Consider the following 26,761-nt stretch of genomic DNA (forward strand, 5'->3'; position numbering starts at 1 on the left):
TCCGCGGTCCGCCGGGCATCAGGGCTTGAACTCGCCCTGCGCGCTCACGGTCACCTGGAGAACGAGCGGCTCGGTGCGGTCGGCCAGCCCGGGGCAGAGCGCGTCGAGTGTCTCGCACAGGTCCGTGTAGTCGTCGATCCTGCGGACGGGGCAGCCGAAGGACTCGGCGAGGCCGGCCACGTCGACCTCCTCGAAGGACGGCCACGGCGGCTTGCCCCCCTGCTGCTCCGCGAGCCGGTCCATCACCGCGTAGCGGCCGTTGGCGAGGACGACGAAGACGGCGCCCACGCCGTAGTGCGCGGCGGTCCACAGGGACTGGATCTGGTAGAGCGAGGATCCGTCACCGACGACGGCGACCACCGGGCGGCGCGGCTGTCCCATGCGTACGCCGATCGCGGCGGGCATCGCGAACCCGAGCCCGCCCATGGCGGCGCTGAGGAAGCCGAGCGGCCGCCGGGCGGGCAGCAGGGCGTGCAGGTCCGGGCGGGAAGAAGGGGTCTCCTCCACGATCACCGTGTCCGCGGGCAGCCGCTGCGCGAGCGCCGCCAGGACGTGGGAGGGGCTCAACGGCTCCCCGGCGGCGGGGGGTTCGGGGTGCGGAGCCCTCGGTACAGGCTCGGTCGTCGCGGGCCGGGGCGGGGTGCGGCGGGCGAGCCGGTCGCAGAAGTCGGGCAGCGCGGCGACCACGGCGAGTTCGGCGGGAGCACGGTGCGCCTCGGCCGGGTCGTCGGTGACGACCACCACTCGGGCTCCGGTCAACTCTCCCGGTGCGTAAGGGTATTGGCGCAGGAACGGCGCGCCCACGCAGAGCAACAGGTCGTACGGGTCGAGCACGGCGCGCAGCCGGGGCCGGTCGGAGGGCAGGTGTCCGGCGAACAGCCGGTGGTCCTGCGGGAATCCGGCGCGTGCCCCGAAGGGCTCCTGCCACACCGGGCAGTCGAGCCGCTCGGCGAGGGAGGTGAGCGCGGTCCACGTGCCCTCGTTGTCCGCGCCCGCTCCGACCACGAGGGCCGGTGCGGTGGCTCCGGCGAGCAGTGCGGTGACCTCGGCGACGACCGAGATGTCCGCCGACGCCGCCCGGCGCAGTGCGACGGGCGCGGGAACGGGCAGGTCCTCGGCGGGCTCCGCCCAGTCGTTCATGGGGACGAGGACCAGCGCGGGGCCTCTTCCCTCGCGGGCGGCGTGCACGGCCCGTGCGATCGCGCCGGGCACGTCCTGGGCGCGTACCGGTGACTCCACCCGGACCGGGTAGTCCCCGGCCAGGCCGTCCAACCGCCCTGCGAGGAAGGGCTCCTGGGCGAGGTGCCGGCGGTCCTGCTGGCCCACCAGGACCACGAGGGGTGCCCGGTTGACGCGGGCGGTGGCCAGCGCGCCCACCGCGTTGCCGAGGCCGGCCGTGGTGTGCAGCAGGACCAGCGCGGGCTGCTCGCGTGACAGGGCCCAGCCGGTGGCCGCTCCGACCACCGAGCCCTCGTGCAGGGCCAGTACGAACTCCAGGTCCTCGGGCAGGTCGGTGAGCAGGGACACCTCCGTCGAGCCCGGGTTGGCGAACAGTGTGGTCAGCCCGTGCAGCCGCAGGACGTCGAAGGCGGCGTCGCGGACGGTGCGGATCGCGGCCGCGCTAGCCGCGGCGCTGGTTGGTCCGGCTGTGCTGGTTCCGGCTGTGCTGGTCTCCAGTACATACGTCACGACAGCGTGCTCCTTCGGTTCGCGACCTGCCCGCCAAGACCCACGTTGGCGCGCAGCCACGCGGTGAGGGCCTCGGTGAGCCCGACGTCGGATCCAGCGGTCTCGTCGCCCTTGCGGACGGAGATGATCCGCTCCACCGCGCTCTGGTGGTACGCGCGGACCGCGGACGCGGCGACGGCGGGATCGCGGCCCGCGATGGCGTCCACGATGTGCAGGCGCTCCGTCTGGAGGGCGCCCGCGATACGCCCCCAGTCCCTGCCCTCGCTGCCGGCCAGCTTGACCGCGAGGCCGATCTGGACCTCGGTGATGAACCGGCACAGCGCGGCCAGCAGCGGGTTGTGGGAGATCTCGGAGAGGGTGACGAAGAACTGCTGGAGCGCGGCGGCGGACTGTTCGACGCCCTCGGCCGCCGCGCTCGTCTCGGCCGCGGCCCGCAGGCCGGCGATCTCCTCGTCGGAGGCTTTTTCGGCGGCGAGTTCGGCGGCGTACGCGTTGAGGGCGCCGAGCAGGCCGAACACCTCGCGGGCGCCGACCTTCTCGAACTGCACGACGGAGGCGATGGACATGGCGAGCAGGGTGTCGCCCTGCGCGTTGACCGTCGCCCGGCTGCCGTTGCGGGTGGTGACCAGGCCCATCGCGGTGAGTACGCGGATCGCCTCACGGATGGTGGGCGCGCTGACGTCGTACGACGCCGCCAGTTCCCGTTCGGAGGGCAGCCGCGAGCCGTCCGGAAGGGCACCGCTGAGGATCTGCTCGCGGAGGTCCTCGACGATCTGGTCGGCCACCCGGCCGCGGTAGATCTTCGCGGGGGTATGGGGCACGGACATGACACTCCCAAAGGGGTTCCTGGACCTCGCTCCCCGGACTGGCGTGCCCAAGGGACTTCGACGGCCTATCCAACCAGTAAGTTAACCTACTAGGTAGGTTCTTTCAAGGGCCTCAGGATTACGGGGATGACAGGGATGACAGTGACTACTGGGGATTACAGGGACTACAGGCCTGCAAGCCTTGAAGCGGTGCTCAACGCTCCGACTCGCTGGGGCGGATGAGCAGTTGACTCACCGCGGCGTGCGCGGGCCGCGTCACGACGTACTCCACGGCGTCGGCGACGTCCATGGCGCTCAGCCGTTCGTAGGAGCCGATCTGGGAGGCCATCGCCTCCCGCGCCTCGCGGGGGAACAAGTCGGTGGTCACCGCGGAGGGTTCGAGGACCGAGACACGGACCCGGCGGCCCGCCACCTCCTGGCGCAGCGCCTCGCTGTACGCGTTGAGCCCGAACTTGCTCGCGTTGTACACGCTCGTGGTCTTGTGAACGACGTGCCCCGCCACCGAGCTGACATTGACCAGGTCGGCGACCCGACGGGGCTCACTCGCGGCCGCCTCGACCAGATACGGCAGGGCGGCGTGCGCGCAGTACAGGCTGCCGAGCAGATTCACCCCCACCACCCGGTCGAACTCCGCGGGTGAGGAGTCCATCAGCGGGCCCCGCTGGGGCACGCCGGCGTTGTTGACGAGGATGTCGAGCCGCCCCCACTCCTCCACGGCGCGCTCCACGGCCGCGCGGGCCTGCTCCGCGTCGGTCACGTCGGCCTCCACGGGCAGGGCTCGCCCGCCCGCCGCCGTCAGCTCCTCGGCCAGCGCGACGAGCCGGTCCTCGCGCCTGGCGACCAGGGCCACAGCCGAACCTCGTGCCGCCAGGACGCGCGCCACGGCGGCGCCTATCCCGCTGGAAGCACCGGTCACCACGGTGACGGTTCCCTTCAGATCCATGCCGGCCATCTCAGACTCCTTCGCCCCATGACGCTTCGTTCCGATGAAAAGCTCACGACCTACCTTGACACAAACCTACCAAGAAGGTTTCGTGGATACAGCGACAACCGGATGTCATCTGGACGAGTGCGCCGCGGTGGGACCCGTGGCAGGACCCGTGGCAGGACTGCCCGGCCGGTCGCGAACAGTCATCAGGCCCCTCGCGAGAAGGCCGACCGGACCGGGTCACCGGACGCGCCGGCCCCGCAGGGGCATACACCTGAACCTACGGAGGACCGCGATGAAGATCGCACCGTTCGACGAGAACGCGTTCAAGATGGACCACCCCAGGGGGACGGTCTCGTTCAACTATCTGCTCATGGGTGACCGGAGCAAGCCCATGGAGAACTACCGCTACATCCTGGGCCGCCAGGAGGCCGACTTCCGCATGCCCCGGCACTGCCACACCTTCGAGCAGATCCGGCTGCCGCTGGTGGGCGACATGAACCTGGGCGAGCAGGGGATCCTGCGCGAGGGCGAGGTCGGCTACTTCCCCGAGGGCCAGACCTACGGCCCGCAGGACGACCCGCTGACCGACCCCAAGCAGATCCAGCTCGTGCTGCAGTTCGCCGGCGCCTCCGCGCTCGGCATGAGCGCGGGCCGCGGCCGTGGCCCGGACAACAAGGAGGCACAGGCCGAGCGCCGCCCCCGGCGGGAGCACAAGTTCCCCAAGCCGCGTTACAACGGCGTGGTCATCAGCAACCCGGACCACCTCAACTGGCTGCCGGTCGCGGGCTGGTCGGGCGTCAAGCGCAAGCCGATCGGCACGTACACCGAGCGCGAGTTCTGGATCGAGTTCGTCAAGATCGAGGCCGGCGCCGAGTGGGTGTCGCAGAGCGAGGACGCCCGTCGCCTGACGGTGGTCCTGTCCGGCGCGGGCACGGTCGAGGACACCGAGGTCGGCAAGCTCGGCGCGGTGGAGGCCGACCCCGGGGAGAAGGTCCGTTACGCGGCCACCGAGGAGCTGGTCCTGTTCACCGTGGGCCTGCCCCCGATCCAGCAGCCGGTCGAGCCCGACGACGACAAGTTCGTCACCGTCGTCACCGACGGCGGCATCAACTTCGAGAACGCGAAGGACGCCGCCGGGGGCTGAGCCGGCGGCGTGCGGCCGACGTGGGCAGAGCGAGGCGGCTGCACTCCCTCGCCGGCCGAGTCGGCGAGGGGCTGCACGGGCGGAAACGGATACGCAGCCGATCCGGCCGTACGCCGACACCGGCCCGGCCCGGTCCCGGCCGACACGGTCAGGACATGGCCGTACGCGTGGACGTGTCCAGCCCGTATCCGTGCACGCGTACGGGCTGTTCACCGCCGTACCGCCTGTACCGGCTGGTCGGCAGCCGCACGGCCCCGCCCGCAGGGCGCGGCCGGCCGGACGCCGACGCCGCCCCGGCCCGCTCCCCGGGCCCACCGGCCGACAGCTCCCCGCATCGGGCGGCCTCCTCGCAGCCAAGGCCGCCGCCCGCGCCGGGTACGGCCAGCCGGCCCGAGCGGCTGCCAGGGCAGGCGGGGCTCGGGCGGCCCCCTTCCCGAGTCCCGCCGCCGGATCACCCCGTCCCCGCGGTCTCCCGGCCCAGCCGTCCGAGTCACCTCGACCCCGGACGGACCACCCCGGTGGGACCCTCCCCGCCAGCCGGAGGGTCCCACCCACCCGCACCCACGGAGAGTCCAGTGAAAATCGCCACCCGGCGGACCCCCTTCGGCGACCGGCTCTGCTTCGCCGAAGTGATTCCGCACCACCTCATCGACATCCAGGCCGCGTTCGTGCGGCGGCTGGAGAGCCTGGGCGTCCACCGGGACGACGCGGTGGCCCGCTCCCGCCTCGACGTGCCCGGTGATCTGCCCGCGCTTCTCCAGGCGGATCCCGAACTCACCGCCGTCCGGACGGCGTTCGACTGGGCCGTCGACAACGCCGACACGGGCGAGCTGCACGAGGACTGCCTCTGGTCCGACAAGCCCGAACGGCTCGGCCCGGCGGTCGGGCGGCCGCAGACCATCTGGTGCATGCTCGCCAACTACCCCCGTTCGCCCGTCACTTCCGCACCGCCGCAGCCCCGGCGAGGTCTCCAGGGCTGTCTGAAGCCCCCCAGTTCCCTCGCGGGCCCCTACGACGCGCTCCGCTATCCGGCGATCAGCGAGAAGGTCGACCCGGAGATGGAGCTGGCGGCGGTCATCGGCCCGCGCTCACGGTTCCTCACACCGGACAACGCGCTGCGGGCGGTGGCCGGTTACGTCGCCTTCTGCGACACCGGCTCGCGGGACGTCTCCGATCTGGACAACAACCGCATGGACCGTGCCAAGGGCTTCGACACGTACGGGATCACCGGCCCCTGGTTCGTCACCGCCGACGAGATCCCCGACCCGCACCGGCTGCGCATCCGCTCCTGGGTCAACGGCGAACTCCGCCAGGACGGCAGCACCGCCGACATGTTCCACAGCCTCCCCGAGCAACTGGCCTGGCTCACCGAGGCGCTCACCCTGGCCCCCGGCGACGTGCTGTCGACCGGAACACCCCTCGGCCACGGCAACGTGCTGCCGGGCGACGTGGTCCGCGGCGAGGTCGAAGGACTCGGAGTCATCGAGAACAAAGTCGTCCTCGACGACTGAGCCACTGAACCACTGAGCCCAGAGAGTCCACGCCCACAGAGCCGCTGCGCAACCGGAGGTCAGTCATGTCCGTACCCCACCTGCAGATCATCGTCGGCAGCACCCGCCCGGGCCGGCGCGGCCACGCCGTCGGCACCTGGTTCCACAACCTCGCGGTACGGCACGAGGGCTTCGGCATCGAGTTCGTCGACCTCGCCGAGGTCGGCCTGCCGCTCCTCGACGAGCCGCGTCCCCCACAGCGCGGCCAGTACGACCACGACCACACCCGGCGCTGGAGCGAGACCGTGCGCGCCGCCGACGCCTTTGTGTTCGTCGTCCCCGAGTACAACCACAGCTACAACGCGGCGACCAAGAACGCCCTGGACTTCCTGGCGAAGGAATGGGCCGGCAAACCGGCCGCCTTCGTCGCCTACGGCGGTGTCTCCGCCGGCGCCAGAGCCGTCACCGCGCTGATCCCGGTCGTGTCCGCGCTGAAGATGGTGCCGCTCTCGCACTCCGTGCACATCCCGTCCATCCGGACGGCGGTGACCCCCGGCGGGACGTTCGAGTCCTCCGCCGGGCTGGACGCGGACGCGTCGAGCATGCTGGACGAGCTGCTCCGGCTGACCGCCGCGCTCTCCGCGCTCCGGCTCGGCGACCCGGTCGGGTGAGCGGGGGCCCGGTCGCGCAGTCCACCGGTGGCGAGCCGGACGGGCGGCGCGGCCCACGGATCGTCATCAGCCAGAAGGTGGCCGTGGGCGTCGTCTACGTGGCCGGGCTCTTCCTGAGCACGCTGGACATGACCATCGTCAACGTCGCACTGCCGTCGATCGGCCGTGCCTTCTCGGTGCCGTCCACCGGCGTCGACACGGTATCGATCTCCTACCTGGTGAGCCTGGCCGTCTTCGTCCCGGCCTCCGGCTGGCTCGGCGACCGCTTCGGCGGCAAACGCACCCTGCTGACCGCCGTCGCCGTCTTCACGCTCGGCTCGGCCCTCTGCGGGATGGCGACGAGCCTCGGCGAACTGGTCGCGTTCCGGATCCTCCAGGGCGCGGGCGGCGGCATGCTCGCCTCGGTCGGCATGGCGATGCTGCTGCGCGCCTTCGCCCCCGGGGAACGGGTGCGGGCCTCGGCGATCCTGAGCATCGCCAACGGCCTCGCCCCCACCCTCGGCCCGGTGGTCGGCGGTCTGCTGGTCACCTCGGTCTCCTGGCGGGCGATCTTCTACGTCAATGTGCCGGTCGGCGTCTTCGCGACCGTGTTCGGCCTGCTGTATCTGCGCAACGAACCCGCTCGGCCCGCCGAACGCTTCGACCTCACCGGGTTCCTGCTCGCGGGGACCGGCCTCGGCCTGCTGATGTACGGCGTCTCGGAGGGACCCGAGCGGGGCTGGACCACGGCTCCCCTCACCGCCTGTCTGGCCTGCGGTGCCGTCCTGGTCGTCTCGATGATCGTCGTCGAGCTCCGCAAGGAGTTCCCGATGATGGACGTACGGCTGCTGGCGAACCGTCTGTTCGCCTCCGGCACCGCGGTCATGACGGTGGAGTCGGTGGCCTTCCTCGGCACCCTTTTCACCCTCACTCTCTACCTCCAGGACGAGCGGGGAATGACCCCACTGGCCGCGGGACTGACCATCTTCGCCGAGGCCATGGGCGTGGTCATCGGCTCGCAGCTCGCCAGCCGGTTCCTCTACCGCGGGCTCGGCCCCCGTAGGCACCTGATGCTCGGCACGGTGGGGACGAGCACGGCCATCGCGCTGATGAGCCTGTGGCACGAGGACACCGGCCTGTGGTGGGTCCGGCTGCTGCTCTTCTTCATGGGGCTCGCCGTCGGGCAGGTGTTCGTGGCCACCCAGTCCGCGTCCTTCGCCACGGTCACCTCGTCCTCCTCCGGCCGGGCCTCGACCCTGTTCAACGTCGGCCGCAGGCTCGGCGGCGCCACCGGCGTCGCGGTGGCCACCACCGTCCTCGTGTCGGCCACGGGCGGCTCTGCCGGGGCCGGGGGCGCCCCGGACATGTCCGGCTACCGGGCGGCCTTCCTCACCGCCGCCGCGATCAACCTGCTGGGCCTATACGCGGCCACGCGGGTCAGCGACGCCGACGCGGCGAGCACGATCCCCGCTCCCCGCACCGGTCGGCGCAAGCATCAACTCCGCCGCAAAAGGAGACCCCCTGCCCTCACCCGACCCGTTGACCACACTCCAGAAAACGCATAACACCCAGAACAGCAAGAAAGCAGAGGAGCCACAGACATGACCGGTCTGAGCCTGAACCAGGCATCCGAGATCGTCGACGCCGCGCTGAGCCACGCGCGCGAGCTGGGACTGCGACCTTTGACGATCACCGTGCTCGACCCGGGCGGCCACCCCCAGGTCGTCAAGCGGGAGGACGGCGCGGGCATCCTGCGTCCGCAGATCGCGCACGCCAAGGCATGGGGCTGCCTCGGCACCGGCTCGGGCGGCGCGGCCGGGGCCCGGCACGCCACCCGTGACCCCGCCTTCTTCGCCGCCCTGGCCGCCATCTCCGAGGGCCGCGTCGCCTCCTCCCGGGGCGGTGTGCTCGTCCGCGACAAGGACGGCGAGCTGCTCGGTTCGGTGGGCGTCAGCGGAGAGCGGCCCGAGAACGACGAGATCGTCGCCGTCTTCGGAGTGGAGAAGGCGGGCCTGGTGGCCGACGTGGGCTGACCCGGATCCAGACGGCCGTGGCCCGCTCCCGGGACGGAGCGGGCCACGGCATCACCACCGGAGACGGATGTACTCCCACGTCGGAGCCACATTCCCGGCGGGGCGCCGCCGCGCCCCCACGGCATCGAAAGGCCGCTACAGACAGCCGATGGGAACTGAGGTACGCCATGGCAAAGACGCCTGAAGACCTCGAAACAACCGCTGTACCCACACCCCCCTACCTGACCTCGAAGCGACGCACGCAGGCCCTGCTCATCTGCATAGCCGCCGCGTTCCTCACCCTCCTCGACGTGAGCATCGTGACCGTCGCGCTGCCCTCGATGGAGGAGCACCTGCACCTGACGCCCGCCGACGTCACCTGGTCGCTCGCCGGATACACCCTGACCTTCGGCCTGATGCTGGTGCCGGCCGGCCGGCTCGGGGACGAGTTCGGCCGCCGGAAGATCTTCGTCATCGGCATGGTGCTGTTCATCATCACCGGCGTGCTGTGCGGAGTCGCACCCGACGCCACATTCCTGGACGCGGCACGGCTCGCCAGAGGGGTCGCGGCCGGCCTGGTCGCCCCTCAGGTCGTCGGCATGCTGCACCAGATGTACCCGGCGCGCGAACGGGGCCGGGCCTTCGGCTACTACGGCGCGACGGTGAGCCTGTCGACGGCGATCGGCCCGCTCTTCGGCGGCATCATCCTGCACGTCTTCGGCACCGGCGAGGGCTGGCGCTGGGTCTTCCTGGCGTTCATCCCGGTGGACGTCGTCGTCCTCTTCCTCGCCGTGCGCCTGCTGCCTGAGGGCCGGCGCGTCGGGGCGCGCCGCACCCTCGACCTGGTCGGTGTCCTGCTGCTCGGCCTCGCCGTCACGGCCGTGATGCTGCCGCTGCTGCAGAGCGGGGGCTGGGTCGACCGCCGGTGGTGGCTGACGTGGACCGGCCTCGCACTCCTGGCCGTCTTCGTCCTGCACGAACGCTCCGTCGCACGACAGGGCCGGCAGCCACTGGTCGACCTGAACCTGTTCCGTGAGCGCCACTACTGGGTGGGCACGCTCATCGCGGCCTCCCTGTATGGCGGGTTCACCGGCATCTTCCTGGTGCTCACCCAGTTCCTCCAGCAGGGCCTCGGCTACACGGCACTGCACGCGGCGCTGTCCATCGTGGCGTTCACCGTCGGTTCGGCGGTCTGCGGCGTCATCAGCGGCCGTATCGTGCACCGCGTCGGCGCTCCGCTGGTGATCGTCGGCACCGCCGTGACCGCCCTCGGGCTGGCCGGCACGGCCCTGGTCGTCGACACCTCCTCGGGCGCTCCCATGGCCTTGCTGCTCGCCGGGCCGCTGCTGGTGGCCGGCTGCGGCGCCGGCCTCGTCATCGCCGCCAACCAGACGCTCGCCCTGCACCGCGTACCGCGCAAGGAGGGCAGCACCGCGGCCGGGATCTACCAGACCGGCATGAAGATCGGCACCTCGCTCGGCACGGCGCTGGCGACCTCGTTGTACTTCAGTGAGATGACCGCCAGTCACGGCGACTTCGCCGCCGCCGCCCGGGTCGGTCTCCTCGGCGGCGCCGCCCTCGCCGCCGTGGCCTTCCTGGTGGCCCTGCCGGGCCTCACGCTCGGCGGGCGCCGGAACACACCGGCCAACCTTGGCCAGGAAGAGCCGGAGATGGTGGCCAGGTGAGGTGATCCATGCAGGGGCGGCCGACTGACCCCCGACGGCCGCCCCTCGTGGTGCCCGTAAGAGGTCGTGTCCGGCTCAGCACGGCCGGCGCCACGCGTCCAGCGAGAGCCGCTTCAGCATCGAGTCGAGGCCCAGCCGGTCGGCGGTGGGACAGAACTTCCCGGTGGGCACGTCGTACTCCACATGGAAGACGGCCTTGCGTGCCTTGACGAACGGTGTCAGTGACGCGCATTCGCTGAATTCCGCGCACTGTTCGTTCACCGCGAAGTCGAAGTCCCCGACCAGCTGCGGGATCTGCTCCAGGTCGTTCTTGAGCCCGACGGCCAGGCCTCGGTCGTGTGCCAGATCCGCGATCATGCGGTTGTACGCGAGTTGGTGAGCGGCGGTGAGCGGGAAGCCGGTCTTGTTGGTGTAGCCGTCGAGGAGGTCGGGCTCGACGGCGTCGAACCCCTTCGAGCGGCACATGTCCATGCGCTTGGCCATGAGGGGGCGCAGCACGTCGAGTTGGCGGATGTCGAGCCACCGTTCGCCCTCCCAGCCGTTGCCTTTACCGAGGACGGAGGCGGGGAAGTCCTTCTGGTCGGGGCGGTAGTCCTCCCAGGAACCGGCGTTGATGTAGCAGATCACCTTGCGCCCGTCGGCGTGCAGGGACTTGACCACCGCGGCACTGTTCTCGAAGCCGTCGATGTCGTACACCGGGACCTGCACGGAGGTGTCGATCCGGCCGCTGAGCTGCCACTGCCAGGCGGTGCCGGGGCGCGGCTGCCAACGGCGCGGCGCGTCAGGGGTGTTGGTGGAGCAGCCCGCAAGGAGCAGGGCAAGCAGCATGAGGGTGAGGGCGGTTGCGGGTCCTGGCCGTGCGGCGAGCCTCAAGACGCCTCCTTCTCCAGGGTCGGCGGCAGGCCGCTCCACGGGTTCGCGCCACTGCCGGGGACGGCGCAGTGCACGGCCGCTCCGCGCATCCGGGCGGTGCGCGCGGCGAGCGGACAGAGCCCGTCCGGGACGCCGTGCACCAGGTGGCAGAACCGGTCGGGCGGATGCGCGCCGGTCCAGGCGGGCACGGTGAAGTCGGTGTGGCGGTACGTCTTCCAGGTGCCCTCGAAGGTGACCAGCAGGTCGGCGAACTCGGCGTAGCCCGGGGCCGGATGGACGCCCGGGTTGAGGACGACGGTGTCGGCCCCGCAGAGACGGGCCGCCCGAGTCAGCCGGCGGTAGTGGCGCAGGGCCTCGGCGCCGGAGGCCGTACGGTCCAGGAAGGCGCCGTCGGTGTCGTACCAGCGGCGGTGTCTGCGCAGGTCGCCGACGACCGCGCGGACCGACCGCGCGCCGTAGGCCGTGTCCACGTATCCGAGCACCCGCACGCCCGCCTCCCGTAGTTGGGCGGCGGCCGTGACGAAGGCCGGGTCGGGTGTGTCGCCGGGTCCGTCGGCGATGTTGAGGACGACGCCGTAGAGCTGTGGTCCGGCGCGGATCAGGGCGCGCCAGGCGGCCGGGTCCACGGCCGGGTGCACGTAGAGCGGGACGAGCAGTCGGCCGCGGGCGGGGTCCGTCGCCGCGTCGGTCACGCCGGGACCCCGGTGTGCTCGGCCCACAGGCCGGCGAGCGAGTCGGGCAGCGTCAGTTCGGGCCGCCAGCCGAGCGCGTCCGCGGCGGCGCTCACGTCGGCCCGCTGCCAGGACACGGCCGAGGAGCGCTGCGACCCGGCGCCGCGTTCCTCGATCGGGCCCCGGTATCCGGCGGTCCGCGCCAGTTCCTCCGCGAGGTCCCGGGCGCGGGTGGCCGTGCCGCTGCCGATGTTGAGCACGGCAGGCAGCGGGCCGGGGGTGGTCACCGCGAGCACGGCGGCCCGCGCCACGTCCCGTACGTCGACGAAGTCGCGGTAGGCCGAGAGGTCGCCGACGGTGACCGTGCCGTCGGGCAGGGCACGCCGCAGTTCGTCGGCGAGGCGTCCGGGCAGGCTGGCGGCGGGTGAGCCGGGGCCGAGCGGGTTGAACACCCGCAGGACGACGGTGTCCAGGCCGGTCCGCCCGGCTTCGGTCACCGCGTACGAACCGGCCAGTTTGGTCGCCCCGTATGTGCCCTGCGGGCTGGCCGGCGAGCTCTCGGTGAGGGTCTGCCCGGCGGGCGTCGGCCCGTACTCCGCGGCCGACCCGAGGTGGACGAGGCGGGCACCGGGGGCCGCCTCGCGCAGCGCCTCGCACAGTACGGCGGGTCCGCGGGCGTTGGTCTCGGCCATGCGTACGGGGTCGCCGCTGACGGCGCCCGCGCAGTTGACGACCGCGTCGGGGGCGAGGGCCCGCAGGGACCGGGTGAGTCCGGCGACGGAGACGGCGGCGAGGTCGACGGGGAGGTTCACGGGCAGACCGGGGTCCATCGTGCGGCCGCCGCCGAGCACCCGCACACCCGGGAGGGTGCGCAGCTGCCCGGCGACGTGGCCGCCCAGGAATCCGGTGGAGCCCAGGACGAGGATGCGCATGATGCCGGGTCACACTCCCTTGAGCAGGGCGGGGCGGCGCGTGGTGAACTCCGCGTTGGCCCTGTCGTAGTCGTCCGGGCGCCCTATGTCGAGCCAGTAGCCGTCGAACTCGTAGGCGGCAGGCGGGGTTTCGGCTTTGAGCAGGTCCAGGACCAGTTCGTCGAAGCCGAGCGGCAGACCGGGGGTGTAGCCGTTGAGTGTGGAGCGGGAGAGTCCGTAGACGCCCATGGAGACCCGGTAGTCCATGCTCGGCTTCTCGGCGAAGCCGACGACCTTGCCGCCTTCGGTGGTGAGTACGCCGAAGTCGATGGCGACTGTACGCGCGTAGGTGGCGATGGTGAGCGGCGAGTCGGATCTCTCGTGACTGCGCAGTACGGCGCTGAAGTCGAGGTCGGTGAGGATGTCGCCGTTCATGACGAGGAAGTGCTCGGGCAGCCGGTCGAGCATGGTCAGCAGGGGACCCATGGTGCCCAGCGGGCTGTCCTCGGTGGCGTAGCCGACGCGCAGGCCCCACTGGGAGCCGTTGCCGACGTAGGCCCGGATGATGTGGCCGAGGTGCCCGATGGCGATGGTGCAGGTGGTGAAGCCGGCGCCGGCGAGCTGCCGCATCACGATCTCCAGGATCGCGTGCTGGTCGCCGATGGGAACGAGCGGCTTGGGCAGGGCGGTCGTGTAGGGCCGCAACCGCACGCCTTTGCCTCCGGCCAGGATGACTGCATGCATCGTGGGGGTTTCCTTCCGACTGTCGTCAGGTGTCGCCGATTCGGTGTCACCGATTTCCTGGGTTCAGGGACTCGGTAGGTCGTGGAGCCAGGGACAGGTCAGGGAGCCGTCAGATGTTGTAGACGGACGTCTTGTAGCGGGCGAGGTTCGCCGGGTCGCGGAAGAAGTCGATGGTGGCCTCAAGGCCCTCTTCGAGGCTGTGGGCGGGCGCCCAGCCGGTGGCGGCGCGCAGCCGTGACGCGTCGCAGACCAGCCGCATCACCTCCGATCCGGCCGGGCGGATGCGCTGCGGGTCCTCGCGGACCTCCAGGTCGGCGGCCATCAGCTTGCCGATCAGGGTGACGAGGTCGCCGACCGAGATCTCGCCGCCGGTACCGGCGTTGAAGGTGCGGCCGACGACGGCCTCGGCGGGCGCGGTGCCCACCGCGAGGAAGGCCCGGGCGGTGTCCTTGGCGAAGGTGAAATCACGGGTGGGCCGCAGATCGCCGAGGGTGATGGTCCGTTCCCCGGCGGCGACCTGCCCGATGACGGTCGGGATCACCGCGCGCATGGATTGGCGCGGCCCGAAGGTGTTGAACGGCCGCAGGGTGACCACCTGAGTGCCGAAGCTCGCGTGGTAGCTGTCGGCCAGCCGGTCGCCGCCCGCCTTCGAAGCGGCGTACGGGGACTGGGTGTTGATGGGGTGGTCCTCGGTGATCGGCACCGTCTGGGCCGTCCCGTACGTCTCACTGGTGGAGGTGTGCACCAGGCGCGGGATGTCGAGCCGGCGGACCGTTTCCAGGACGTTGAGGGTGCCGGTGACGTTGGTGTCCACGTAGCTGTGCGGGGCCTGGTAGGAGTACGGGATCGCGATCAGCGCGGCCAGGTGGTAGACGGCCTCCGTGCCGGCCAGCAGCCGGTCCACCGAGCCGGGGTCGCGTACGTCGCCGAGGACGACCTCGACGCTGTCCATCACGTCCTCGGGCAGCGTCTCCAGCCAGCCGTAGGAGGAGAAGGAGTTGTACTGGGCCATCGCGCGCACCCGGTGCCCGGCGGCGACGAGCGCCTCCACCAGGTGCGAGCCGATGAAGCCCTCCGCTCCGGTGACGGCGACGGGTCCGGTTACGGGTCCGGATTCGGTCACGGGTCTGTCTCCTCTGGTGTCAGGGGTCATGCGGATGATTGAGCTGTTGTCAGCGGTGGGCCGTGGCCCGGCCGAGCAGGGCGTACGAGACGATCACCAGCGCGGCGGCGGCGCAGCCGCAGACGAGCGGGCGGACGGCGGAGGGGCCCAGGGCCGCGCCGGCGGCGGCGGCCAGACAGACGACGGCGGGGGGCCAGGCCGTGCCGAAGGCCTGGAGCAGCAGAGCGGTCCACAGGACGGCTCCCAGCGCCAGCAGCGGTCCGGGCGAGTCCCCGCGGATCAGGGCGGGCGTGGCCAGCAGCGCCAGGTATCCGGCGAGACACAGCAACAGCGCGCGCCCGGCCCGGAGTTGGAAGCCCCTGGGCGTGGTGCTGTGCCGCAACGCGGCGAGGCCCAGGCTCCGGTAGCGGTAGAGCAGCCATTCGGCGACGCCCATGCTCAGGGTGAGCACGACCACGGCGGCCCCGTCGGCGGACGCGGCCATCAGCGTCAGCGACCCCGCCGCGAGGCCGAACAGCCCGTACGGAAGGGAGGCGGCGAGCGGTGGCCCGGTGCCGGGACCTGTCGCACCGTCCGTGCGCAGCGACCGTACGATCTCGCGGGCCGCCAGCAGCACCGCCGCCGCGACGGTGACAAGGAGCAGCGCGGTGACGGTCAGTGGTCCGGGGTGCCAGAGGAGCAGGGAGGCCGCTCCGGCGACCGTCGGGGTGAGCGCGAGCAGCAGATCCCGTTCGCGGCCCAGCACCAGGAGCACCGTGCCCGCCGCGAGATAGAGCGCCTGCCCGGCGGCGAACGCGGCCATGGTGCCCTGCCCCGACAGCAGCAGCCCGGCCGACACCGCGCCCAGCGCCCCGACCGGGGCCCCGACGCGCAGAGTGCGCGCGGCGGCGCGTCGGCCGCCCGCCGCGAGCCGTACGTAGGCGCGGTGGGCCAGGCCCTGGTTCCACGCCCAGGCGACCAGCGCCGAGGCGGCAAGACCGGCGATCGCGCCGGTACCGCTCGCGAGGAGCCCGGCGCCCAACACGTAGGCCAGGCCCGGGAGTCCGAAGACCGCCCCGCGCAGTACGCACCGCCAGGGGCTGGTGCGCCAGGGGTCGGGCGGCGGTTCCGGGTCGGGGAAGCGGCGCGGTACCCGCTCGTACAGTTCCTCGGCGACCTCGAACAGGTCCCGCCGTCCGTAGCGGCCGGTGATCTGTTCCTGCGTCAGCCCGTCCGACTCCAGTACGGCGGCGATCTCGTCGGGGTGCACGGCCGCGCCGCACACATCCGCCAGCCGTTCGGCGAGTTCGTCGAACGGGTCCTCGGCCCAGGACGGCCGACGGCGACGGACCGGGCGCGGGCCGAGGGCAGGCAGCGCGTCGGTGCCACGGGACCCGGCCGGACCGGTCCGGCCCGCCGTACGGCCCGCCGTACGGCCCGCCGTACGGCCCGAACCGCCTTGCCCGGCAGTCGTGTTGCCCGGCCATCCCGCCGGGAACCGCCGCCGCTCGCCGCGTTCCTGATCGATGCCACCGTCGCCCGGCAGCAGACGCAGGGGGCCGCTCACTCCTCCTCACCGGCCTGCCGTACACGGGCCACGCGGTCCATGTGGGCCATGTGGGCAACGCGGTCCATGTGGGCCACGCGGGTCTGCTGGCACCGCAGCCACCCGGCGGCCGGCACCTCGGAGCACTGCTCGTGCCTAGCAGCCCGCACCACGACGCCCCGCCCGCCCCCGGCAGCCGGCACCTCGGAGCGCTGCTCGTGCCCGGCGGCCGGCACCACGGTGTGCCGCCCACGCCCAACCACCCGCACCACGACGCCCCGCCCATTCCCAGCAGCCCGCACCACAGCGCCCCGCTCGTGCCCGGCGGCGAACCCCGTGTCGAGCCGGCCGTGGATCCCGCGGAAAGTGTCGGTCGTCCGCCCGCTCACCCCACCTCACCGGCCTGCCCCGCTCCGTGTCCGGCGAACTCCTGCTGCCGTACGCCGTGCCCGGCGAACTCCGGCTGCGGCTCGCGCCGGCCGACGGACGCCGGGGCGAATTCCTGGGCGTACTCCTCGGCGTACCGCTCGCGGCCGGTGGCGGCGTGCGTGGCGAGTTCGCCGTAGATTCCCCGGAAGGTGTCGATGGTCTGGCGGAGGGTGAACTGCTCGATCACCCTCAGTCGTGCGGCCTCGCCCATCCGGGCGCGGCGTGCCGGGTCGCGCAGGAGTTCCAGTGCCGCGCGCGCCATCGCCTGCGGCTCGCGGGGCGGTACGACGAGGCCGGTGTCACCGACCGCCTCGTGCACTCCGCCCACGTCGGTGGAGACGGTGGCCCGCCCGCAGGACATGGCCTCGATGAGGGTGAAGGGGAAGCCCTCGCTGATGCTGGACAGCATCACCACGTTGCCCGCCGCGTACGCGTCGCGGATGTCCTCCACCCGGCCCTCGAAGACCACCGCGTCGCCGGCCCCCAACTCCGCGGCGAGGGCCTCGCAGCGCTCCCGGTAGGCCTCTCCGCCGCGTGGTGTGCCGCCGAACAGCCGCAGCCGCGCCTGCGGCAACTCCTCGCGTACGAGGACGAAGGCGCGGATCAGTGTCTCCAGGTCCTTGATCGGGTCGACGCGTCCCGCCCAGGTGAGGGTGGGCACTTCGGGTTCAGGACCGGCGGGCGGGAAGGCGCCGGGGTCGACTCCGTTGTAGACGGTGCGTATCCGGTCGGGCGCCGTGCCGCCGTGCTCCTCCCAGCGCCGGTTGTAGCGGTTGCCTGGGGTGACGAGCGCGGCGCGGGCGTAGGTCTCCCGGGCCAGCTGCCGGAAGAAGCCGAGGAGCAGCGACTTCACCGGCCAGCGGTAACCGCCCGTGCGATAGCCGAGGTAGCGCTCACGGAGGTAGACGCCGTGCTCGGTCAACAGCAGTGGCGTTCCGTGCAGTTGATGGGCCATCAGCCCGGGAAGTGCGGCAAGACCTCCGCTGACGGCGTGTGCGACCCCGCCCTCCGAGGGGGTGACCGCGAGCGGCCGCAGCGCGTGCTCGAGGAGTTCGGTGGCGGTCAGCGCGTCGTGCAGGGTCGGCCGGGCCGCCGCCACGGGTATGTGCGGCCGGTTCCACACCGCGGTCAGGGTGCGCAGCGCCTCCTCGGTGCGCATGGCCGCCGACAGCTCCCCCTTGCGGGCCCGGGCCGCGAGGGCGTACAGGCCGTCGGCGAAGTCCGCCCCGGCGGTCGGCGAGCCGGGCTCGAGGAGCGAGAGCAGGAACCGCTCGTACGTACCCAGGAAGCGGCGCAGCCGCCTGCCCCGGGGCGCGCGTCCGTCCGGAGCGGGTCCCCAGAGCGGGACGGAGACCACCGAGCCGACGTTCAGGGGCAGTTCCCAGGCGAGCGGCTCCTGGCCGGTCCCGGTGATCGCGACGACCTGGAAGCCGACCTCGGGCATCCCCTGCACCAACTGGTCGCACCACACGCTCACCCCACCGTGCTGGTGCGGATACGTTCCTTCGGTGAGCAGTGTCACCACCGCCCGGTCGTCCGTGCCCGATGGTGGCACGGCGTGCAGGATCTCTCGCGTGGACATGCGTCTCATTCCCCCCAAGGAACGGTTGGTTCAGGCCGCGGCCGTGGTCAGGAGCGCGGTCGGGCCCCGGCGGCCGATGCCGCCGGGGCGCGCGGCTAACCGGCCGTCGCCACTGCGGCCGCCTCCAGCGAGCCGGCCGCGGTCCATCCCGACCTCGCTCCGGCGTACGGGCTGCCGAAGCCGTTCGTAGCGGCGGGCAGGGTCACCGGGGCCTGCACCCCGCTGGGCGCGTCGATGGTGACGGTGTTCCCGATCCGGTAGGCGGTGACCTGTCCGCCGTCGACGGCGGCGTCCCAGGCGGCCCGGTGCGCCAGTTCGGCGCCGGTCTCGCTCATCCCCTGGTTGACCAGCGGGGTGTTGTCGGCGAAGAGGCCCGCGTAGTCGCTCAGGACCTTCTCCAGGACCGGGTAGGCGATCCGCTCCTCGGCCAGGTTCGACTGGTGGATGTAGTGCGGGCGCGGGTTGTTCGACAGTGCGTGGCCGAGCGCGATCCGGCTCTCGGTCGGTACGAGGTACGAGGTGTAGCCGGTCGCGGTGTCCAGCGGGGCGGCCAGGCAGGTGGTCGTCGTGGAGTTGTCGCAGATACCGCTGCCGCCGTCGGCCGCGCTGGTGTAGATCCAGTTGTACTCGTCGACCTGCTCCGCCTGCTTGCCCGCGTTGTAGAAGATGTTCACCGGGAAGCGCGGCACCGTCAGCGCCGCGCCGACCTGCCGCTGCTGCGGGTCACGCGAGTTGTCGCTGCCCAGCGCGGTCACCCCGGTCGCGGCGAGCGCGGGCGCCAGGTTCGGGTTGTCGTCGGGCTGCTGCGGAAGCACCTTCATGCCGGAGTGCTCACCCGTGACCAGTTCCGTGTTGTCGAGGGCAAGTCCCTTGGCCGTGGCCCAGTTCCGGTTGTCCACGATCTGCGCGGTGATGTCCGCCTGGCTGACCCACTGCACGTTCCCGGCCGCGTCGGTGGAACACACCCACGGCACCACGGTCACGTTCTGCACGCAGCCCAGGAACGGGTGGTCGTAGGTGTGGTTCACCCACCGGAAGGCGCCCTTGTCCGCGACCAGTTGATCGGTCAGCGCGTCCGCCCCGCCGTTCTCCTCCTTGTAGGTCTCACTGCCCGCGCCGTTGAACATGAAGTCGAGCGTCAGACCGTGCTCCTGGGACCACTGCTTCGCGTACTGCGCGTCCGCGACCGTCATCCGGATCGGGTCCGCCGTGCCCTGACCCTCGGGGCAGTCCACGTCTCCGGGGGTGCAGTTCAGCACGGTGTCCCACCGGTCGTCCGCGCCGAAGACGTCGTCCACGTGCACCGCGAAGTAGTTCCGGTCGGCGCCGAGATGGACGCCCTGCGTCATCCACTCCACGATTCCGCGCGCAAGCAGCCGGTACTGCTGCTGGGCCTGGTTGTAGACGAACGTCACCACCAGTTCGCGGCGGCCGTCGTGCGCGTACTCCCCGATGAGCGAGCCGTTCACCGCGGTGCCGGGAATGGGCGCCTCCACGTAGCTCGTGAACGTGGCACCCTCCGCCTGCTGGGCGAGCGGCACGGCCAGATAGCCGTAACTCTCGGACACATCGGCCGCGTTGTCCTCGAACGGCACCGGACCGTCGAGATACCCGAAGGGTCCCGCGAGACCGGCGGCGGTCACCTGCGCCGTCACACCGTCCAGCGACCCCATGTACCCGGGGTTCTCGGCCCAGTTCAGCCCGACGGCCGGCTGGGCGTACGTGTAGGCGTCGACCTGTCGGATTCCGTACGTCTGCTCGTACGAGGTCAGCGCCGCCATCTCCGCCGAGCCCGCGCCGAAGGGGTTGTCGTTCGGCAGCACCACGGCCTGGTACTTCGCCCTCGGCCGCCCGTCGACGGTGTCGCTCAGAAACGCCGCGTCGATCTGCGGTCTACCCGCGTCACTCAAATCGACTTCGGTGTAAGGCGTCCCCGCTCCGTCGAGCTCCGCCGCGACGGCGGCCGTGGCCTCGCCGCCGTCATCGACCACCAGCACTCTGAGGTCGATTCTCGGTTCCGTGTCGGCGGCTCTCGCCCCGGCCACCGGCGCCAGGAACGTGAGCAACAACGACGCCGCGCAGACCGCGGCTCTACGCGAAAGACCCTGCATGATGTGCCCCCCATGGGCTGCGGCACGAATTGCCGCATGACGAAAAACCGGACCAGGACAGCGAGGAACCCTTGTTGCGTACCTACGCCGAGGCGAATGAAAAAACCTTGGCCGCGCGCAACCCCCGGCCCGTGCCGCACACATCCTCCGATGAGGTGAGGAGGTTTCGTGGGTAATTCGAAAAAGTTTCTCAGCCACCCTGCGCTTGTTTACCTTGCGTACATGAATGTTCACTCAGCGCACAGGTGATTCCCCTCGAACTCCCAGGAACCGGCAGGAGCGGGACGGCTGTCGCCGGCCGACAGGAGCCCCCGACACCCGGGTGGAACGCGATGGCCTTTCGGCCAGCTCCTTCCCCTGCCGGGACTCTCCGAGAAAGCCGTCGGCCGCTCCGGGAAGGCGCCCTCTTTCGCTTCCTACCAGCGGAGACAGGGGGTTGGGGACGAGGTGGAGGACATCCGTCAGGCCCGCTGAAATCCAGCCACCCCAGCCCGCGGTGCGGAAGGGCCGGTCGGCACCCCGCTGCCGCCGACATGACCGAGCGGTTCAGCGATCCCGTCCGGGGCAGTACCCGAGGAACCGCGCCCGCGGTGTCGTCCGTACCGGATCCGGTGGCCGTGGGTGATCGCAACACGGCCCGGGAGGCGCTGAGAGCCTCCCGGCGGCCGGCCCAACTGGCCGACTCCCGTGGGTTCCTGCGGTTGTGGGTGGCAGAGCACCACTCCATGCCGGGCCTCTCGAGCAGCAGTCCGGCGGTGATCCTGACGAAAAGACCTGACGGCCCTGCGTGGCGAGGCCTCGTGCGGGGTACCCGGGGTCGGACCAGGATCCGGCGAGATGGGGAGAGCACCGTGAGCGGTCACCGTCCGGGGAGTCACGGGGACGGCGGAGGGCGGGAGACCAAGCCCGTGCCGAGGGACATGCCCGACCAGCAGGCGGGCGCCGACGGGGACCCCTGGGAGCCGGAGGGCGACTCGACTCGGCCGGCCGAGGACGCCCGGCCCGGCCCGGAGTTCCCCGACACGGACGAAGCCGGAACGGGTCGACGCGGCTCCCCCCGCTCCGGAAGCCCCCGGCCCGAGCACCCCCTGCCCGACGAACCGTCCGGCTGACGCTCCGCGTGCCGTCCCCGCCCCGGTGGGCCAGTCTGAAAGCGGCGCCCACCGCCGACATCGGAGATTCCAGCCGCCGAGAGGACACACCATGGGTGTGCGCACATGGGTCAGCGACTGGCCCGCCTTCCGCCAGCTCACCGGATCCGACCCGCTGGGCCGCGGCCGGGCCGCCATGTCGGCACGCACCGAGCAGCTCAGGCCGCGCACGGACACCGCCGACCGGGTGGTGAGTTCCGTGTGCCCCTACTGCGCGGTGGGCTGCGGCCAGCAGGTCTACGTCAAGGACGACAAGGTCGTGCAGATCGAGGGCGACCCCGACTCGCCCATCAGCCGGGGCCGCCTGTGCCCCAAGGGCTCCGCCACGCTCCAGCTCACCACCGGCCCGGCCCGCCGCCACCAGGTGCTGTACCGGCGGCCGTACGCCACCGACTGGGAGCCACTCGACCTGGAGACCGCCATGGACATGGTGGCCGACCGGGTGATCGAGACACGGCGCCGGACCTGGGAGTGGGAGTCCGAAGGGCTGCGCACCGTCCGCACCCTCGGTATCGCCAGCCTGGGCGGCGCGACCCTCGACAACGAGGAGAACTATCTGATCAAGAAGCTGCTGACCGGCCTCGGCGTGGTCCAGGTGGAGAACCAGGCCCGGGTCTGCCACAGCTCCACGGTCGCCGGGCTCGGCACCTCCTTCGGGCGGGGCGGTGCCACCACCTTCATGCAGGACCTCCAGCACGCCGACTGCATCGTCATCCAGGGCTCCAACTTCGCCGAGGCGCACCCCGTCGGCTTCCAGTGGGTGATGGAGGCCAAGAAGCGCGGCGCCCGGATCATCCATGTCGACCCGCGTTTCACCCGCACCAGCGCCCTCGCCGACCTCCACGTCCCGATCCGGGCCGGCAGCGACATCGCGTTCCTCGGCGCGATCATCAACCACGTGCTCACGGAGGAGAAGGACTTCCGCGAGTACGTTCTCGCCTACACCAACGCCGCCACCCTGGTGAGCGAGGACTTCCGCGACACCGAGGATCTCGACGGCGTCTTCTCCGGCCTGGACGAGGACAAGCACCACTACGACCCGTCGAGCTGGCAGTACGAGGGCGTCGAGGTGCAGCAGCCCACCGGCGAGGTCGACGAACAGTACGAGGAGCGCGTCCACGGCTCCGGCGGCCCCGAGGCGCACGGCTCGGGCGGGGCGCGCACCGGACACCAGGCCCCGCAGGACGAGACGCTGCGCCATCCGCGCTGCGTCTACCAGATCCTCAAGCGCCACTACGCCCGCTACACCCCGGAGTTGGTGGAGGAGGTCTGCGGAGTGCCGCGCGAGATGTTCCTGCGGGTGTGCGAGGACCTGACCGCGAACTCGGGCCGCGAGCGGACCAGCGCGTTCGCGTACGCGGTCGGCTGGACCCAGCACTCGGTCGGCGCGCAGTACATCCGCGCCGCGAGCGTGCTGCAACTGCTGCTCGGCAACATCGGCCGCCCCGGCGGCGGTATCCAGGCCCTGCGCGGCCACGCCTCCATCCAGGGCTCCAGCGACATCCCCACCCTGTTCAACCTGCTGCCCGGCTACCTGCCCATGCCGCACGCCCACGCGCACGAGAACCTGGACGCGTTCATCGAGGCCAGCCGCACCGACAAGGGCTTCTGGGGCAACATGCGGGCCTACTTCGTGAGCCTCCTCAAGGCGTACTACGGAGACGCGGCCACCGCCGCCAACGACTTCTGCTTCGACCACCTGCCCCGTCTGACCGGCTCGCACTCGACCTACGACACGGTGCTGGCCCAGCTGGACGGCGTGTGCAAGGGCTACTTCCTGATGGGCGAGAACCCTGCGGTGGGCTCCGCCAACACGCGGCTCCAACGGCTCGGCATGGCCAACCTGGAGTGGCTGGTCGTGCGCGACTTCTCCCTCATCGAGTCGGCGACCTGGTGGCAGGACGGCCCCGAGATCGAGACCGGGGAACTGCGCACCGAGGACATCGGCACCGAGGTGTTCTTCTTCCCCGCGGCCGCCCACACCGAGAAGAACGGCTCCTTCACCAACACAAACCGCTGGCTGCAGTGGCACCACGCGGCCGTCGAGCCCGAGGGCGACGCCCGCAGCGACCTGTGGTTCATGTACCACCTGGGCCGCCGTATCAAGGAGCGGCTGGCCGCGTCGACCGACCCGATGGACCGGCCCGTACAGGATCTGACCTGGGACTACCCGGTCGACGGGCCGCTGGCCGAACCTGTCGCCGCCACCGTACTCGCCGAGATCAACGGCCACGGCCCGGACGGGGCGCCGCTCTCGGCGTACACCGAACTCAAGGACGACGGCTCGACGAGGTGCGGCTGCTGGATCTACTGCGGGGTGTTCGCGGACGGCGTCAACCAGGCGGCCCGCCGCAGGCCCGGAAGCGAACAGGACTGGGTGGCCGCCGAGTGGGCCTGGGCATGGCCCGCCAACCGCCGTGTCCTCTACAACCGGGCGTCGGCCGCCCCGGACGGCACGCCGTGGAGCGAGCGCAAGGCGTACGTCTGGTGGGACGAGGCCGAGGGGAAGTGGACGGGGTACGACGTCCCCGACTTCGTGCCCGACCGCGCCCCCGACTTCGTGCCGCCGGACGACGCCCGCGGACCGGACGCCCTGCGCGGCGACGATCCCTTCATCATGCAGGCCGACGGCAAGGGCTGGCTCTACGCGCCCGCGGGACTGGAGGACGGCCCGCTCCCCACGCACTACGAACCGCAGGACTCGCCCTTCACCAACGCTCTCCACCCCTCCACACCGCGTTCCCCCGTACGGCAGTTGCTGGCCCGGGAGGGCAACCGCTACCACCCGAGCGGCGACGACAAGGGCGCCGAGGTCTTCCCCTACGTCGTCACCACACACCGTCTCACCGAGCACTTCACGGCGGGCGGCATGAGCCGCTGGTCGCCCTACCTCTCCGAACTCCAGCCGGAGTTCTTCTGCGAGGTCTCCCCCCAACTGGCCGCCGAACGCGGTCTGGAGCACATGGGATGGGCCACCATCGTCACGGCCCGCAACGCCGTTGAGGCCCGCGTGATGGTCACCGCGCGGATCAGGCCTCTGACCGTGCGGGGCCGGACGGTCCACCAGATCGGACTGCCGTTCCACTGGGGCCCCAACGGCGTGGCCACCGGTGACGCGGCCAACGAACTCGTCGCGATCGCCCTGGACCCCAACGCCCACATCCAGGAGGACAAGGCGCTGACCGCCGACATCCGCCCGGGGCGCCGGCCACGCGGCCCCGACCTGCCGAAGCTGGTCGCCGAGTACCGCAGGCGCGCGGGCATCACCGCCAGGACGGGGACGGAGACACGGAAATGACGGACCGTCACCTGCTCAGCGGTGTGGAACCCGATCCCGCCCGCGACGCCGGGCACCCCGAACCCCCGCCCCGCGTGGGCTTCTTCACCGACACCTCCGTCTGTATCGGCTGCAAGGCCTGCGAGGTGGCGTGCAAGGAGTGGAACGCCATCCCGGAGGGCGGGCTCTCCCTCACCGGCATGAGCTACGACAACACCCAGGGACTCGGCGCCTCCACCTGGCGCCACGTCGCGTTCATCGAACAGCAGAAACCACAGGTCCCGGCACCGGAAGGGCGGACGCAACTCCCCCTGGTGGAGGCCGAGTCGGAAACTCCCGGCGGCGAGCCCGGCGAGCTGCGCTGGCTGATGTCGTCCGACGTGTGCAAGCACTGCACCCACGCCGCCTGCCTGGACGTCTGCCCGACCGGCTCGCTCTTCCGGACCGAGTTCGGCACGGTCGTCGTCCAGGAGGACATCTGCAACGGCTGCGGCTACTGCGTCCCCGCCTGCCCGTACGGTGTCATCGAGCAACGCCCCGACGACGGCAGGGCGTTCAAGTGCACGATGTGCTACGACCGGCTCGGCGCCGGACAGGAACCCGCCTGTGCCAAGGCCTGCCCGACGGAGTCCATCCAGTTCGGCCCGCTGGACGAACTGCGCGAACGAGCCGCGCTGCGCGTGGACCAGCTGCACGAGGCGGGCGTGGACGGCGCCCGGCTTTACGGCCATGAGCCCGACGACGGAGTCGGCGGCGACGGCGCGTTCTTCCTCCTCCTCGACAAACCCGAGGTCTACGGGCTGCCCCCGAACCCGGTCGTCACCACCCGCGATCTCCCCACGATGTGGAAGCACGCCGGTGCGGCGGCCCTCTCGCTGGTCGGCGGCTTCGCCCTCTCCTTCGCGCTGCCCGCCCTCCGGGGAAAGAAGGGAACACGATGACGCAGACGGGGCGAGACACGCCTCACGGTCGCCGCGGTCGCCGCGGGCGTCGAGGGGAGCAACTCATGGTCCCTCGCGCCGAGTTCGAGTCGTACTACGGCCGCCCGGTCATCAAGGCACCGTCCTGGGCCGCCCGGGACATCGCCGGCTACTTCTTCCTGGGCGGGCTCGCCGGCGCGGGCTCCGTGCTCGCCGCGGGCGCCCAGCTCACGGGACGTACGACCACCGCCACGGCGATGAAGGTGTCCTCGCTCGCCGCGGTCTCACTGTCCGCCGCCGCACTCGTGCACGACCTCGGGGTACCGAGCCGGTTCTCGAACATGCTGCGGGTGCTCAAGCCCACCTCACCCATGAGCGTGGGCTCGTGGCTGCTCGCCTGCTACGGTCCGGCAGCCGGCGCGGCAGCCGTCAGCGCCCTCACCGGGCGGCTGCCCCGGGCCGGTGCGGCGGCGACCGCGACGGCGGCGCTGCTGGGCCCGGCGGTCGCCTCGTACACGGCCGTCCTGGCAGCGGACACCGCCGTACCGGCCTGGCACGGCGCGCACCGCGAACTCCCGTACGTCTTCGCCGCGTCCGCGACGGCGGCCGCGGCCGGAATGGCCCTGGTCCTCGGTCCCGTGACCGAGTCCGCACCGGCCCGCTGCGCCGCGGTACTGGCCGCCGCGGCCGAGGCGACGGCGACCGGCGCGGCCGAGAGGCGGCTGGGAATGGTCGCCGAGACCTACCGCCAGGGCCGGGCCGGAACCCTGCTGCGCGCCGCCCGGTTGCTCACCGCGGCCGGTGCCACGGGCGGCCTGCTGCTCGGCCGCCGCAGTCGGCCGGCTGCCGTGGCGAGCGGTCTTGCCCTCCTCGCGGGCTCGGCGTGCACCCGCTTTGGCATCTTCGCGGCGGGGGTGGCCTCGGCGGAGGACCCGAAATACACCGTGGTCCCCCAACGGGCCGACGACCCGCCCGACGAGGGCTGAGGCTTCCGGACCGTAGGAACGGTTTTCTCG

General features: G+C 71.7%; 22 protein-coding genes. 10 read left to right on the plus strand and 12 right to left on the minus strand.

What is annotated here, in order from left to right; translation table 11 throughout:
- Positions 1 to 18 precede the first annotated feature (18 nt).
- The 3 genes from ACIPC1_RS01950 to ACIPC1_RS01960 form a co-directional block, all read right to left on the minus strand.
- Positions 19 to 1,689 carry a thiamine pyrophosphate-dependent enzyme gene (locus tag ACIPC1_RS01950; protein WP_402512444.1) on the minus strand — a complete coding sequence of 557 codons (1,671 nt, stop codon included), beginning with the start codon at positions 1,687 to 1,689 and terminating at the stop codon, positions 19 to 21.
- Positions 1,686 to 2,516, minus strand: coding sequence for a FadR/GntR family transcriptional regulator (locus ACIPC1_RS01955; protein WP_402512445.1), 831 nt, complete (start codon positions 2,514 to 2,516; stop codon positions 1,686 to 1,688). The genes ACIPC1_RS01950 and ACIPC1_RS01955 overlap by 4 nt, the downstream gene beginning before the upstream one ends.
- A gap of 193 nt (positions 2,517 to 2,709) precedes the next feature.
- Positions 2,710 to 3,468 (minus strand): SDR family NAD(P)-dependent oxidoreductase, encoded by a 759-nt coding sequence (locus ACIPC1_RS01960; RefSeq protein WP_384384024.1) that lies wholly within the window; start codon positions 3,466 to 3,468, stop codon positions 2,710 to 2,712.
- Positions 3,469 to 3,739: 271 nt separating this feature from the next.
- Here ACIPC1_RS01960 and ACIPC1_RS01965 point away from each other — a divergent pair, with 271 nt between their 5' ends.
- From ACIPC1_RS01965 to ACIPC1_RS01990, 6 genes are all read left to right on the plus strand, one after another.
- Positions 3,740 to 4,591 carry a hypothetical protein gene (locus ACIPC1_RS01965; RefSeq protein WP_402512447.1) on the plus strand — a complete coding sequence of 284 codons (852 nt, stop codon included), beginning with the start codon at positions 3,740 to 3,742 and terminating at the stop codon, positions 4,589 to 4,591.
- Between the two features lie 575 nt (positions 4,592 to 5,166).
- The gene (locus ACIPC1_RS01970; RefSeq protein WP_402512448.1) at positions 5,167 to 6,102 is read left to right on the plus strand and encodes a fumarylacetoacetate hydrolase family protein; all 936 of its coding nucleotides are present in this window, start codon (positions 5,167 to 5,169) and stop codon (positions 6,100 to 6,102) included.
- 65 nt (positions 6,103 to 6,167) lie between these two features.
- Complete coding sequence (locus ACIPC1_RS01975) at positions 6,168 to 6,752, plus strand: NADPH-dependent FMN reductase (RefSeq protein WP_402512450.1); 585 nt, start codon at positions 6,168 to 6,170, stop codon at positions 6,750 to 6,752.
- The gene (locus tag ACIPC1_RS01980) at positions 6,749 to 8,296 is read left to right on the plus strand and encodes an MDR family MFS transporter (RefSeq protein WP_402512452.1); all 1,548 of its coding nucleotides are present in this window, start codon (positions 6,749 to 6,751) and stop codon (positions 8,294 to 8,296) included. Before ACIPC1_RS01975 ends, ACIPC1_RS01980 begins: the two co-directional genes overlap by 4 nt.
- 36 nt (positions 8,297 to 8,332) lie before the next feature.
- Positions 8,333 to 8,764 carry a heme-binding protein gene (locus ACIPC1_RS01985; RefSeq protein ID WP_402512453.1) on the plus strand — a complete coding sequence of 144 codons (432 nt, stop codon included), beginning with the start codon at positions 8,333 to 8,335 and terminating at the stop codon, positions 8,762 to 8,764.
- Between the two features lie 167 nt (positions 8,765 to 8,931).
- A complete protein-coding gene (locus ACIPC1_RS01990) occupies positions 8,932 to 10,428 on the plus strand; it encodes an MFS transporter (protein WP_402512455.1) in 1,497 nt (498 codons plus the stop codon).
- Positions 10,429 to 10,503: 75 nt separating this feature from the next.
- Here ACIPC1_RS01990 and ACIPC1_RS01995 read toward each other — a convergent pair whose 3' ends face one another.
- The 9 genes from ACIPC1_RS01995 to ACIPC1_RS02035 form a co-directional block, all read right to left on the minus strand.
- A complete protein-coding gene (locus ACIPC1_RS01995) occupies positions 10,504 to 11,256 on the minus strand; it encodes an endo alpha-1,4 polygalactosaminidase (RefSeq protein ID WP_402513360.1) in 753 nt (250 codons plus the stop codon).
- Positions 11,257 to 11,297: 41 nt separating this feature from the next.
- Positions 11,298 to 11,993: a spherulation-specific family 4 protein gene (locus ACIPC1_RS02000; RefSeq protein WP_402512456.1), complete on the minus strand. Its 696-nt coding sequence runs from the start codon at positions 11,991 to 11,993 to the stop codon at positions 11,298 to 11,300.
- A complete protein-coding gene (locus tag ACIPC1_RS02005) occupies positions 11,990 to 12,904 on the minus strand; it encodes an NAD-dependent epimerase/dehydratase family protein (protein WP_402512457.1) in 915 nt (304 codons plus the stop codon). Before ACIPC1_RS02005 ends, ACIPC1_RS02000 begins: the two co-directional genes overlap by 4 nt.
- A gap of 9 nt (positions 12,905 to 12,913) precedes the next feature.
- A complete protein-coding gene (locus ACIPC1_RS02010) occupies positions 12,914 to 13,627 on the minus strand; it encodes an NDP-sugar synthase (RefSeq protein ID WP_402512459.1) in 714 nt (237 codons plus the stop codon).
- Between the two features lie 109 nt (positions 13,628 to 13,736).
- The gene (locus ACIPC1_RS02015; RefSeq protein WP_402512460.1) at positions 13,737 to 14,750 is read right to left on the minus strand and encodes an SDR family NAD(P)-dependent oxidoreductase; all 1,014 of its coding nucleotides are present in this window, start codon (positions 14,748 to 14,750) and stop codon (positions 13,737 to 13,739) included.
- Between the two features lie 49 nt (positions 14,751 to 14,799).
- A complete protein-coding gene (locus ACIPC1_RS02020) occupies positions 14,800 to 16,296 on the minus strand; it encodes a hypothetical protein (RefSeq protein ID WP_402512461.1) in 1,497 nt (498 codons plus the stop codon).
- Complete coding sequence (locus ACIPC1_RS02025; RefSeq protein ID WP_402512463.1) at positions 16,293 to 16,664, minus strand: hypothetical protein; 372 nt, start codon at positions 16,662 to 16,664, stop codon at positions 16,293 to 16,295. The genes ACIPC1_RS02020 and ACIPC1_RS02025 overlap by 4 nt, the downstream gene beginning before the upstream one ends.
- On the minus strand, positions 16,661 to 18,286 hold the full coding sequence (gene pelF, locus ACIPC1_RS02030; protein ID WP_402512465.1) for a GT4 family glycosyltransferase PelF: 1,626 nt from the start codon (positions 18,284 to 18,286) through the stop codon (positions 16,661 to 16,663). The genes ACIPC1_RS02025 and pelF overlap by 4 nt, the downstream gene beginning before the upstream one ends.
- Before the next feature lie 95 nt (positions 18,287 to 18,381).
- On the minus strand, positions 18,382 to 20,397 hold the full coding sequence (locus ACIPC1_RS02035; RefSeq protein WP_402512466.1) for a hypothetical protein: 2,016 nt from the start codon (positions 20,395 to 20,397) through the stop codon (positions 18,382 to 18,384).
- 851 nt (positions 20,398 to 21,248) lie between these two features.
- Between ACIPC1_RS02035 and ACIPC1_RS02040 the strand changes: the two genes are divergently transcribed.
- The 4 genes from ACIPC1_RS02040 (at position 21,249) to nrfD (ending at position 26,731) form a co-directional block, all read left to right on the plus strand.
- Positions 21,249 to 21,509 carry a hypothetical protein gene (locus tag ACIPC1_RS02040; protein WP_402512468.1) on the plus strand — a complete coding sequence of 87 codons (261 nt, stop codon included), beginning with the start codon at positions 21,249 to 21,251 and terminating at the stop codon, positions 21,507 to 21,509.
- A gap of 91 nt (positions 21,510 to 21,600) precedes the next feature.
- Positions 21,601 to 24,846, plus strand: a complete 3,246-nt coding sequence (fdh, locus tag ACIPC1_RS02045) for a formate dehydrogenase (protein ID WP_402512470.1) — start codon at positions 21,601 to 21,603, stop codon at positions 24,844 to 24,846.
- Entirely contained in the window at positions 24,843 to 25,766 is a 924-nt protein-coding gene (locus ACIPC1_RS02050) for a 4Fe-4S dicluster domain-containing protein (protein WP_402512472.1), read from the plus strand. Before fdh ends, ACIPC1_RS02050 begins: the two co-directional genes overlap by 4 nt.
- Positions 25,767 to 25,831: 65 nt before the next feature.
- Positions 25,832 to 26,731 carry an NrfD/PsrC family molybdoenzyme membrane anchor subunit gene (nrfD, locus tag ACIPC1_RS02055; RefSeq protein ID WP_402512474.1) on the plus strand — a complete coding sequence of 300 codons (900 nt, stop codon included), beginning with the start codon at positions 25,832 to 25,834 and terminating at the stop codon, positions 26,729 to 26,731.
- Positions 26,732 to 26,761: the final 30 nt, after the last annotated feature.

It is taken from the genome of Streptomyces sp. NPDC087263 (assembly GCF_044744645.1).
Lineage (GTDB): Bacteria > Actinomycetota > Actinomycetes > Streptomycetales > Streptomycetaceae > Streptomyces.